The 12,529-nt window shown below is 36.9% G+C and carries 10 protein-coding genes and 2 pseudogenes; 9 read left to right on the top strand and 3 right to left on the bottom strand.

Annotated elements, in window-relative coordinates; translation table 11 throughout:
- Positions 1-78: 78 nt before the first annotated feature.
- A pseudogene (gene spoVK, locus CYJ36_RS05285) lies at positions 79-897 on the top strand (stage V sporulation protein K); the annotation flags it as partial.
- A 19-nt stretch (positions 898-916) separates the two neighbouring features.
- On the opposite strand, the gene CYJ36_RS05290 reads toward spoVK, so the two are convergent.
- Entirely contained in the window at positions 917-1,519 is a 603-nt protein-coding gene (locus tag CYJ36_RS05290) for a trimeric intracellular cation channel family protein (RefSeq protein ID WP_101565466.1), read from the bottom strand.
- 169 nt (positions 1,520-1,688) lie between these two features.
- Between CYJ36_RS05290 and hflX the strand changes: the two genes are divergently transcribed.
- From hflX to CYJ36_RS05335, 7 genes and pseudogenes are all read left to right on the top strand, one after another.
- A complete protein-coding gene (gene hflX, locus CYJ36_RS05295; RefSeq protein WP_224773296.1) occupies positions 1,689-2,972 on the top strand; it encodes a GTPase HflX in 1,284 nt (427 codons plus the stop codon).
- Entirely contained in the window at positions 2,965-4,233 is a 1,269-nt protein-coding gene (locus CYJ36_RS05300) for a methionine gamma-lyase family protein (protein WP_101565468.1), read from the top strand. Before hflX ends, CYJ36_RS05300 begins: the two co-directional genes overlap by 8 nt.
- A gap of 90 nt (positions 4,234-4,323) precedes the next feature.
- Positions 4,324-4,725, top strand: coding sequence for a MerR family transcriptional regulator (locus tag CYJ36_RS05305; RefSeq protein WP_101565471.1), 402 nt, complete (start codon positions 4,324-4,326; stop codon positions 4,723-4,725).
- Between the two features lie 66 nt (positions 4,726-4,791).
- A complete protein-coding gene (gene glnA, locus CYJ36_RS05310) occupies positions 4,792-6,126 on the top strand; it encodes a type I glutamate--ammonia ligase (RefSeq protein WP_101565473.1) in 1,335 nt (444 codons plus the stop codon).
- A 581-nt stretch (positions 6,127-6,707) separates the two neighbouring features.
- The gene (locus tag CYJ36_RS05325; RefSeq protein ID WP_101565481.1) at positions 6,708-6,905 is read left to right on the top strand and encodes a hypothetical protein; all 198 of its coding nucleotides are present in this window, start codon (positions 6,708-6,710) and stop codon (positions 6,903-6,905) included.
- A 338-nt stretch (positions 6,906-7,243) separates the two neighbouring features.
- Entirely contained in the window at positions 7,244-8,176 is a 933-nt protein-coding gene (locus CYJ36_RS05330; protein ID WP_101565482.1) for an L-lactate dehydrogenase, read from the top strand.
- Positions 8,177-8,217: 41 nt separating this feature from the next.
- Positions 8,218-9,794 (top strand): annotated as a pseudogene (locus CYJ36_RS05335) (L-lactate permease).
- A 75-nt stretch (positions 9,795-9,869) separates the two neighbouring features.
- On the opposite strand, the gene CYJ36_RS05340 reads toward CYJ36_RS05335, so the two are convergent.
- Positions 9,870-11,327 (bottom strand): hypothetical protein, encoded by a 1,458-nt coding sequence (locus CYJ36_RS05340; protein ID WP_101565484.1) that lies wholly within the window; start codon positions 11,325-11,327, stop codon positions 9,870-9,872.
- A gap of 95 nt (positions 11,328-11,422) precedes the next feature.
- Positions 11,423-12,043 carry a transcriptional repressor LexA gene (gene lexA, locus CYJ36_RS05345; protein WP_101565486.1) on the bottom strand — a complete coding sequence of 207 codons (621 nt, stop codon included), beginning with the start codon at positions 12,041-12,043 and terminating at the stop codon, positions 11,423-11,425.
- 159 nt (positions 12,044-12,202) lie between these two features.
- On the opposite strand from lexA, the gene yneA reads away from it, so the two are divergent.
- Positions 12,203-12,514 (top strand): cell division suppressor protein YneA, encoded by a 312-nt coding sequence (gene yneA / locus CYJ36_RS05350; RefSeq protein ID WP_191561597.1) that lies wholly within the window; start codon positions 12,203-12,205, stop codon positions 12,512-12,514.
- The last annotated feature ends 15 nt before the right edge of the window (positions 12,515-12,529 follow it).

Below are 12,529 nucleotides of genomic sequence, written 5' to 3' on the forward strand. Positions count from 1 at the left end.
GGACAAAAAAAGACTCATCAAGAACGAATAAGCGAAACTTCAACTTATGAAATTAAAATTCCGAAAACACAGCCTCAGCATGTCATCCTTAAAGAAATGGAAGCTGAATTGAACACACTTGTAGGCATGGAAGAAATGAAACGGATGCTGAAGGAAATCTATGCCTGGATCTTTATTAATAAAAAGAGGGAAGAACAAGGGCTTAAAGCTGGAAAACAGTCGCTTCATATGATGTTCAAAGGAAATCCCGGAACAGGTAAAACAACAGTTGCCAGGCTGATCGGCAAATTGTTTTTTGAAATGAATGTTCTCTCAAAGGGACATCTGATTGAAGCTGAACGGGCAGATTTAGTAGGAGAATATATTGGCCACACCGCTCAAAAAACAAGAGATCTGATAAAAAAATCGCTTGGCGGGATTCTTTTTATAGATGAAGCATATTCACTTGCACGCGGCGGAGAAAAAGATTTTGGCAAGGAAGCTATTGATACGCTTGTAAAGCATATGGAAGATAAACAGCATGAATTTATTTTGATTTTAGCAGGGTACTCTAGAGAAATGGAACATTTCCTCTCTCTTAATCCGGGTCTTCATTCCAGATTTCCGCTTGTTGTTGATTTTCCCGACTATTCGGTCGATCAATTAATGGAGATATCGAAAAGAATGATGGCAGAAAGAGAATATGCATTCAGCAAAGAAGCAGAATGGAAGCTGCGCGATCATTTAAATTTGATTAAAACGAATATGGCTCCCGCAAAATTTTCAAATGGAAGATACGTTCGAAATGTCATTGAAAAATCAATCAGATCTCAGGCAATGAGATTATTAACTTCTGATCAATATCATCGCGATGACTTGGTTATGATTAAAAGCCAAGATCTCGTCATAAAAGAATAAAGCCGCAGCTGCGGCTTTATTAGTGATGGATCGATTTATTCGGCAAGCGCCATTTATTTGTATACGAAAGAACTCTGCACACAACAAGCATGATAAAGAGAGTATAAAGATGCAAGGAAGAATGTGCAAGATCAAATCCGATGACAAGGCCGGCGAGCACTGCCCAGACTGCATAGATTTCTGATTTCAGGACAAGCGGTTTTCGCCCTGCCAATAGATCGCGAATGATTCCGCCGCCACTTCCGGTTAGAACTGCTGCTACTACGACAGCACTTATCGGATGATTCATATCTGATGCATATAAAGCACCTTGAATGGCGAATGCAGACAGGCCGATTGCATCTGTGAAATTCCCCCATTTTTGCCAGTGTCGAAGTAAGTTATTCGGAAATAAAAACACAGTTGTCATAGCAAGTAATGCAATTTGAAAAAGCATTCCCTGTTCCCATAGTGCATAGATTGGTTCACCAATCAGCAAGTTTCGAATGGCTCCGCCTCCGAACGCTGTAACAATACCTAATATATATACTCCTAAAATGTCATATTCTTCTTCCATTGCAACAATAGCTCCGCTGACTGCAAATGCAATTGTGCCAATGATGCTTAATACTTCCCACGTCATGAAATGTATCCCCTTTGCCTTAACGCTCTAGATGTAACCGTTTTGATTTTAAATGGCATTCAGGAGAAATGCAACTATTTTTCATCATATATATTGGAATGAATTAGTGAATTCGCGTTTTTTTTGTTATGATTAGAATGCAAAATTCTATTTAAAGGATGGTACGCGTTTGAAAGAGAACATATATTCTGATATCGAAAAAGTAATCCTTGTTGGCTGCCAGCTCCCGAAAACGGATGATGAGGCCTTTCAATATACAATGACCGAACTCGCATCATTAACGAAAACTGCAAATGGTGAAGTGCTGATTCAGCTGTCGCAAAAAAGAGAAAGAATCCATCCTGCTACATACATAGGCAAAGGCAAAGTTGAAGAGCTTCTTGCTCTCTCAGAAGAACTTGAACCCGATTTAATCATATTTAACGATGAGCTTTCTCCAAGTCAGCAGCGGAATCTCACAGCAGCTTTGGATATCAAAATTATTGATCGCACCCAATTAATTCTCGATATTTTTGCGACACGCGCAAAATCAAGAGAAGGAAAACTTCAGGTTGAGCTTGCGCAGCTGCAATACTTATTGCCGAGACTAAGCGGACAGGGAATAAACCTATCTCGTCAAGGAGCGGGAATCGGTACAAGAGGACCGGGAGAAACCCAGCTTGAAACGGACAGAAGGCATATTAGAAGCAGAATTCACGAAATTAAACTGCAGCTTGCTGCAATAGTCAATCATCGTAACCGCTACCGCGAAAGAAGAAAGAAAAATCAGGCTTTCCAAATTGCGCTTGTAGGCTATACAAATGCAGGCAAATCAACATTATTTAACAGAATTACAGATGCAGGCACTTTTGAAGAGGACTTGTTGTTTGCAACGCTGGATCCGATGACTAGAAAAATGACACTTCCGTCTGGATATCAAGCCCTGCTGACAGATACGGTTGGTTTTATTCAGGATTTGCCGACAACTCTTGTCGCTGCTTTCCGTTCTACATTAGAAGAGGTTAAAGAAGCGGATCTAATCCTTCATATTGTAGATAGCTCAAATGAGGATTACGTTAATCATGAAAAAACGGTTTATAAATTATTGGAAGAACTGAAGGTTTCAGCGATACCAGTTCTGACTGTCTACAACAAGAAGGATAAACAATCAATCGAATTTGTCCCCTCTCCAAATGAGGAACATATTTTGATTAGCGCATTCAGTCAAGCGGATATCGACCTTTTAAAAAACAAGATCCAAACTGTTTCGATTCACCAAATGGAGCCATTTAACATTGAAGTTCCGGCTTCAGAGGGAAGACTTCTTTCCTTAATAAAGACGGAAACAATGGTCCACCAATTTTTATTCAATGAAGAAACAAATAAATACGAAATTCAAGGACATTATTTGCCGCAGCATTCAATTGCCGGTCAAATTCAGATGTACAATAGAAAGGGCAACAGCAATGTTTAATCAATTAAAATATGGCGAAAAAATCTCACAATTATCAAATTCAGCAGAAGCCAAAATAGGAGATATCCACAAAAAGATTGATGAGAGAATGGAAAGTAATCAGTATCGTGTCCTGCAAAGCTATAGAGCTCACAAAGTGAGTGATTCTCATTTTATTCCCACAACTGGATATGGGTATGATGATCATGGACGTGACACGCTTGAGAAAATTTACGCAGACGTTTTTGGAGGGGAATCAGGGCTTGTCCGTCCGCAGATCATTTCTGGAACACATGCGATATCCATTGCCTTGTTCGGAATACTCCGCCCATTTGACGAGCTTCTATATATAACAGGGAAGCCCTATGATACGCTTGAAGAGATTGTAGGAATTCGCGGAAGCGGAATCGGATCACTCAGTGAATACAGAATAAGCTATAACGCAGTAGATTTAACGGAAGAAGGGAAAGTAGATTTTAACGCAGTAAAAGCAGCAATGACCAATAAGACAAAAATGATTGGCATTCAACGTTCAAAAGGCTATGCAACAAGACCTTCCTATACGATTGCTGAAATAAAAGAGATGATCGATTTTGTAAAATCGATTAATAAAGATGTTGTTGTTTTTGTTGATAATTGTTACGGAGAATTTGTTGAGGAACTTGAACCTTGTCATGCAGGTGCAGATCTAATTGCAGGTTCTCTAATAAAAAATCCGGGCGGAGGATTGGCAAAGACAGGCGGTTATTTAGTTGGAAAGAAAGAATTAATTGAAGCCTGTTCTTATAGGATGACGTCACCGGGTATTGGCGCTGAAGCTGGTGCTTCTTTATATAGTCTGCAGGAAATGTATCAAGGATTTTTCCTTGCACCGCATGTAGTGGCACAAGCTCTTAAAGGGGCGGTGTTTACAGCAGCCATTTTAGAAATGGCAGGTTTAACTACAAATCCTTCTTGGGATTCTGTACGGACAGATCTCATCCAATCCGTCCAATTTAATCAGGCTGACTTAATGGTTGCTTTTTGTCAGGCCATTCAATATGCATCTCCTATTAATTCTCATGTTACGCCTTATCCAAGCTATATGCCTGGCTATGATAATGATGTTATTATGGCTGCAGGGACATTCATTCAAGGAGCAAGTATTGAACTTTCAGCCGATGGACCCCTTCGCCCTCCGTATACTGCATACGTACAAGGCGGTTTGACTTATTCGCATGTTAAAATAGCCATTTGCTCAGCTATTGATCATTTGCTTGAAAAAGGACTCATTCATCTGTAATAAAATCGATGTCATTTTTCCTAACATGATATTGACACATTATATGACATGGAATATAATAATACTAAGTTAAGAAAAGGAGGGAATATGATGGGTGATACAATTCGACGCACGATGCCCTTATTCCCGATCGGAATTGTTATGCAGCTGACTGAACTTTCAGCAAGACAAATTCGATATTATGAAGAAAATGGATTGGTTTCTCCAGCAAGAACTGAGGGGAACAGACGATTATTTTCATTTAATGATGTTGACACCCTTCTTGAAATTCGAAGTTTAATCGAACAGGGCGTCAACCTGGCAGGCATTAAACAAATCTTTTCCAAGAAAGAGAGTTTTGGTTTGCCAAATGAGGAACAACCTAAAAAAGTGGAAAAACCGGATTTATCCGATGCTGAACTGCGAAAATTGCTGAAAGCTGAGCTTATGCAGGCAGGGCGTTTTCAAAGATCATCTTTAAGACAAGGAGACATGTCGAGATTTTTTCACTGATACGAACTTAGATTCACCTAAATTAAAATAAATAAATCATTGTATTGTTAGGAGAGGATTTTCAGAATGGCTAAGTATACTAGAGAAGATATTGTACAATTAGTACAAGAAGAAAACGTAAAGTACATCCGTTTACAGTTTACAGATATCCTTGGAACAATTAAAAATGTTGAAATTCCAGTGAGTCAGCTTGAAAAAGCATTGGACAACAAATGTATGTTTGATGGTTCTTCTATCGAAGGTTTTGTCCGTATTGAAGAGTCTGACATGTATCTGTTCCCTGACATCGATACATTTGTTATCTTCCCATGGACTTCTGAAAAAGGAAAAGTAGCTCGTTTTATCTGTGATATTTATAGCCCTGATGGAACTCCATTTCAAGGAGATCCCCGTAACAATTTAAGACGTATGCTTAAAGAAATGGAAGACTTAGGATTCACAGATTTCAATCTTGGGCCTGAGCCGGAATTCTTCTTATTCAAACTTGATGAAAAAGGCGAGCCAACTCTTGAATTAAATGACCATGGCGGCTACTTTGATTTAGCTCCTACGGATCTTGGCGAAAATTGCCGACGCGATATCGTGCTTGAGCTTGAAGAGATGGGCTTTGAAATTGAAGCTTCCCACCATGAGGTAGCTCCTGGACAGCATGAAATTGATTTCAAATACGCTGGTGCAGTAAAAGCTTGTGACGACATTCAAACGTTTAAACTTGTTGTTAAAACGATTGCCCGCAAACATGGTCTGCATGCTACATTCATGCCAAAACCACTGTTTGGTGTAAACGGATCTGGAATGCACATGAACTTATCATTATTCACAAACGGCGTAAATGCTTTTTATGACAAAAACAGTGAACTTGAATTAAGCGAAACAGCTAAACATTTCATCGCCGGCATCATTAAGCATGCTCCAAACTTCACAGCTGTTACAAATCCGACTGTTAACTCTTACAAACGATTAGTTCCTGGCTATGAGGCGCCATGCTATGTTGCTTGGTCAGCACAAAACAGAAGTCCGTTAATCCGTATCCCAGCATCACGCGGTTTAAGCACACGCGTAGAAGTACGAAGTGTTGATCCTGCTGCTAACCCATATTTAGCAATGTCTGTGTTGCTTGCAGCTGGATTAGATGGAATCAAGAACAAACTTTCTGCTCCAAAACCAATCGATCGCAACATCTATGTGATGACTAAGGAAGAACGTGTAGAAAATGGGATTGTAGATCTTCCTGCAACACTTGCACAAGCACTTGATAACTTGAAAACAGATGAAATTATTATTAATGCGCTTGGCGATCATTTATACGAGCACTTTATCGAAGCGAAAGAAATTGAATGGGATATGTTCCGTACTCAAGTTCACCCTTGGGAAAGAGAACAGTATATGTCTCAATATTAATACCTAAAAACCCTGATGCCATTGGTGTCAGGGGTTTTTTATAATTCTTAAAATTTTATATAGAATAGCGTTGACCACAAATCTGACCATTTTTTGACCACCAAATTTTTATGAATGACTTTTTTCGTGTATTACAAAGATTAATAAGAAATAAGGTTAGAAGTCCCCATGCACTTGTATTCCACATTAAAGGCGTTAAATCTGCAGCAGTCCCTCAGTTTTGAAATTAAGGGCTTTTTTGATGATTCTGACATACAAAAATAATAATTACATAAATTAAATTAATCAGTTACCTGCTGAAATGAGGTGGACCTATGTTTATTTATATAGTTAAATCTAGTGATTCCTTATTCTCTATTGCAGCAAAATATCAAGTTTCTATGGATAGCATACGCATAATGAACGGATAAAAACGGATATTTAGTACCAGGACAAGATTTACTCATTCCAACAGATATGTATATTGTTCAACCTGGGGATTCGTTATATTCCATTTCCAAAATGAGTTTCACTCCAGTTGAAACTATACGTTTATATAACGGTCTGCTATCGGATATTTAATGATTGGAATGAGGTTGTATTTGCCTGCTAGAACTAAACATGCAGTAGAAAATTTTGGTTTTATAACACCTTCTACACCTGAAAAGAATCAACTGTTAGTTCAGAGCTTTGCACCGATTCATACTTATTGTGGTATTTTTGAATACCATATTTTTGAAGATGGAAGTTTGAGTACTTTAGATGCTAAACACAGTATCGGCATCCCTTGTAATATATGACTGTGGTTAGTATTTGAGATTTTAAAGATTCTATTCATTTGAATAAGATAGGAATACATAGGTTAAAGCGTAAGAATTGTGACATATACGTGAACTCTATTGAAGTTCTGAAAAAACAGGAGTATATTTAAAGCGTGGAAATAATGTGAATCTTTTTACAAACTAACATGTGAAATATTTCACAAATTAAAAGAGAAATAAGCAGTGAATACAGGATAAATTTCACTATTTAGAAAATGGTTAAACTAAAGTATGTTTCACCAATTCGTAAATGGAATTTGTCCATTTCATATTATTCTTTCTTGTGAAATACTTCACAAAAATAGGAGGCAATCGTTATGAATTTAACACTGGGTAATAAAGTGGTTTTAATTGGAACAGGTTCAGTAGGTTCAAGTTACGCGTATGCATTGATGAATCAAGGTATATGTGATGAGTTGGTTCTTGTTGACTTAAATGAAGAAAAAGCAAAAGGCGATGTAATGGACCTAGATCATGGTATTGTTTATGCCCCTAGCGCTATGAAAATTAAATTTGGTTCATATGAAGACTGTATGGATGCCGCACTTGTAGTTATTTGTGCTGGTGCAGCACAAAAACCGGGTGAAACTAGACTTGATCTTGTAGGTAAAAACGTGAATATTTTTGAATCTATTGTAGGCAGAATTATGGCATCTGGATTTAATGGCATTTTCTTAGTTGCAACGAATCCAGTGGATATATTGACATATGCTACATGGAAATTCTCAGGTCTGCAGAAAGAAAGAATTATTGGTTCAGGGACAATATTGGATACTGCAAGATTTCGCTTTTTATTAAGTGAAGAATTTGATACTGCACCAACAAGTGTTCATGCCTATATCATTGGTGAACATGGTGATTCACAACTTCCGGTATGGAGTACGGCGAATATTTCTGGAACACCAATAGCTCCAAAGTTAACAGAAGAAAGAAAAGAAGAGATTTCCGTAAAGGTTCGTGATGCTGCATATAAAATTATTGAATCCAAAGGAGCAACGTATTATGGAATAGCAATGGGATTAGCACGAATAACAAGAGCAATTTTAAAAAATGAAAATGTAATCTTACCAGTTGGAGCATTTTTAAAAGGTGAATATGGTCACGAAAATGTTTATGTTGGTGTTCCATCTGTCATTACACGAACAGGTGTAAAAAATATTGTTGAGATTTCATTAAATGAAAGCGAAAAAGAAAAGTTTTCACATTCTGTTAAAACTCTTAAAGATATTCAGGCTCTATTTTGGGAGTAGGCTTATTTCTTAAGTAAGAAATATGTAAGGGAGCAGTTATTATGTTAGTAGATACTTTCAATCCTTTTAATAATCTTATCATTTCAGCAATAGTTGCAGCTATACCGATCCTTTTGTTCCTTTTATGTTTGACCGTATTTAAAATGAAAGGTATTCATGCAGTGCTTTTAAATCTATTGGTAACCTTCCTCATCGTCCTTTTCGTATTCAAGTTACCTATTGGAGATTTAATAGGGAGTGTCATACAAGGTGCAATACAAGGGGTATGGCCAATTGGGTACATTATTGTAATGGCAGTTTGGCTTTATAAAATTGCAGTTAAATCGGGGAAATTTGATATTTTACGTGGCAGTATAGCGGGGATTTCAAAAGACCAGCGTCTTCAGCTCTTATTAATTGGATTCTGCTTTAACGCATTTCTTGAAGGAGCGGCAGGTTTTGGTGTTCCAATTGCAATATGTGCTGTTCTATTAGTTTCGTTGGGATTCAAACCATTACAGGCAGCAATGCTTTGTTTGATAGCTAATGGTGCATCAGGGGCTTTTGGAGCAATTGGTATTCCTGTGGGCATCATAGATACATTTGGTCTGGAGGGTAATGTAACCTCAATGAATGTGTCAATCATGACTGCTTTAACACTGCCAATCATTAATTTCACCATTCCATTTTTATTAATATGGTTAATCGATGGGATTAAAGGTATAAAAGAAGTATTACCAGCTATTTTAGTGACATCGATTACCTATACAGTGACCCAAGCTATTATTACGCTATTTGTAGGACCAGAGTTAGCTGATATTATACCTTCTCTTTTAGCTATGGGACTGTTGGCATTATTTCTTAAAAAATGGCAGCCTAAACAAATATTTTTACTCAATGGGAAGAACTGTGAAGTTGAAAAGCATTCAATGAGCGAAGTTATAAAGGCATGGTCTCCATTTTATTTATTGACCATATTTATATTATTCTGGAGTCTGCCAGCATTTAAAGGTTTATTTACTGAAGGTGCAATCCTTGAATCTTCTGTAATGAAATTCGTTATACCAGGATCATCAATAAATATTGGCATTGATTTAATAGGAGCTACAGGTACAGCCATTTTATTAGCAAATTTAACAACGATAGGCACTACTAAAGCAATTAATTTCAGTGAAGGATTTGTTCTCTTAAAAAAACAGTTTCAGAATTTTGGATACCTATCATTATGATATGTGCAATTATCGGTATAGCTAAGTTAATGACATATGGTGGATTAACAACTGTTTTAGGGGAAGCAATTTCTACAACAGGAGATATTTTCCCAGTATTATCTCCAATATTAGGATGGATCGGAGTATTTATGACTGGGTCTGTAGTAAATAACAATACGTTATTTGCTCCAATACAAGCTACAGCAGGTAATATCATAGGAACAAACCCATCATTATTAGTTTCTGCGAACACTGCCGGGGGAGTTATGGCAAAACTAGTTTCTCCACAATCTATTGCAATTGCAACTGCAGCAGTTGGTGAAACAGGAAAAGAATCTGCTTTAATGAAAATGGCATTAAAATATAGCTTTGGTTTATTAGCTTTTGTTTGTATTTGGACATTTATTTTATCGGTATTTTTACAGTGAACTAAGCACCTTTGTGTTGAGGGTTTTTGCTTTAGGATAAAATATATTAAAATCAGAAAACCTTGACAAAATCATTCAGTCAAGGTTTTCTGATTTTCGTTTATCTAAATAATCTTTCATTAATTTTATTATTGCAATTCCAGCAAGGAAACCGCCGACAGCAATGCCAGATAATGCGACGATTAGTGAGATGTATTCAAATAAGGAATATTCTGCAAGCTTACTCCATTCAATTTTACCTTTCCAGTCTTCTATAACTAAATTCATTCCATAAATACCAGATATAACGGTATATGTCGTTAATATCAGCAAGAGAGAATTATGACGTTTGCTTGCCAGCTTCTCTTGGTTCTGATAAAGACTGTCCATTGTATTATTTACTTCTTTGTAAAGTGTTTCGATCTTGAAACGATCCTTCATCATAACAGATAATTCTTGGCCTTCTGTACGGCTGCTGATTTCTGAAAAAATGTATTTCGCAGTAAAATTCGTAATGGAACGAATAAGTTTATCCATTTTATCTTGTTTTTGGTCTATATAGAGCTGTGAATAGCTGTATGAAAGTTTTAATAACACGATTTTATAGAACAGGTGAAGAATCAAATTATAATAGAGCTGTCCGTACATTTCCTCGGCTATTATTTTTTCATTTTCAATGTCATTTGTAAGACAGGCAAAAGTATGATCACTGATGATATGATAACTGGCTGGAGCCCATCGTTCATATACATGCTTCTTAATATAATTGTGGATGTATTCTGGGTTGCTTGCAGCTAAATATGGTTTCCCGTTTTTGTCAAAGCCATTCATGTGGCCAATCCTGAACAATTCTTCATCTGTGATTTTCTCATCGGAAGACGTCACTAATAGACTGGAAACGAACATTCTTTCATCTATAAAATATGGCAGACTTCCGAGATAGGTAGACTGATCATTTTTGCTTTTTTCAATAAAAGGAACGATGTAAGGACAGAGGTCTTGGAAGATAAATTCCTGAATTTTATCGTATTTTTGTTGTTCAGCATAAATGGACGTGCCTTTTTCCTCAGTAATCAGCGGTTCCAGCACACGGAAGTGATCCATAAAATCGAGTGCTTCACTTAAAGTGAGGATCTTATCCATACTGTAAGGTTCCGCTCTGATTGTAATCATCCCAATCGAAAAGGGACAAATATAAATATCAATAGAATGGATTTTCATATTGTAGGAATTGTGGGCAGTTTCTAAGCGGCAGTCTAAATTTAAAGATTTAGAATATCGGTTAATTGCTTTCTCTTTAAATTGATTTGGAAAGAGAATCTGTTCTATGTATGGAAGGAAATAATGGTTTAAACGCTTGTGCGGAATATTGACATTTTCCCCGTAAAAGCTGCTTTTCCGTGAAGGATTATTAATAGAAAAGAATTCAAAGCCATTATTGATAAGCTCGTCTATTAATTCTTTGACACAATCCTGTTTCCATGAAAAAGGGAAAATGAATTGTGAAATAGTCCTCTGTATCTTGGGTTCATTAAGATCAGTAATGGATTTCATAAAGTACCTCATCATTTTGTTTTATGTTTATTTTCCCCGTGACGAGCTTCTTAAAACAAATAAATAAAAAAATCCAGCTTAGTAAAAGCGGGATTTTAATGAATATTTCTATATACTCCAACTACTTTTCCTAAGATTGTTACATTTCGAAGAATGATAGGGTCCATAGTTGAGTTTTCGGGCTGCAGTCGAATATAATCTTTTTCCTTGAAGAAGCGTTTAACGGTTGCTTCGTCATCTTCTGTCATGGCTACGACAATATCCCCATTATTTGCTGTTTTTTGCTGTTTGACAATAACCATGTCGCCATCAAGGATACCGGCTTCTATCATACTGTCTCCCATAATTTCCAGCATAAAAATGTGATCATCTGCTGCAGCGAACGAATCTGGTAGAGGAAAGTATTCTTCAACATTCTCAATTGCAGTTATTGGTGAACCCGCTGTTACTTTACCGATAATCGGTACATTAATGACATTCATCCGAGGAATATGTGATGTTTCTTCTTCTAAAATTTCAATAGCTCTTGGTTTTGTTGGATCGCGTCTGATTAAGCCTTTGCTTTCCAATCTTGCTAAATGGCCGTGTACTGTTGAACTTGAAGCAAGGCCGACAGCTTCGCCAATTTCACGTACAGAAGGCGGATAACCCTTTTTTTGAACTTCTAATTTGATGAAGTTTAAGATATCCTGCTGTCTTTTTGATAGTTTTGTCATCTTTTGCACCTCGCGTCCTGTAATTTATGTTGATTATAGCATGTTTTTCCTTTGCATACAAACATAAGTTCGAGAAACCCGTTGACAGAAACGTTTGTTCGCATTATACTAAAAATATCAGAAGTACGAACAAACATTCTATTCGAGGTGGAGATCATGTTGAAAGAATCATTCTCATATTTACTATCATTTTTTATCGTCGTTATTGTAGCTGTATTTGCATTATCTTATACTGGGGAAAAGGACAGCATGGAGAATTTCGTGCATGTAGAAATCAATGAAGGTGACAGCATCTGGAGCATTGCTGATCAATTTAAAGAACATCATAATCTCTCTAAAGCTGAATTTGTCGAGTGGGTTCAAGAAAAGAATGGAATGCAGACAGCAATCATCAAGCCCGGGGATACCGTTTTTATTCCAATTGACAAGAATGCATATTATGATATGAACCAGCTAGCAAGCAAGAAATAAGTGGGGAGTGGAAAA

It is taken from the genome of Bacillus sp. UMB0893 (assembly GCF_002858905.1).
Taxonomy (GTDB): Bacteria; Bacillota; Bacilli; order Bacillales; family Bacillaceae; genus Bacillus_P.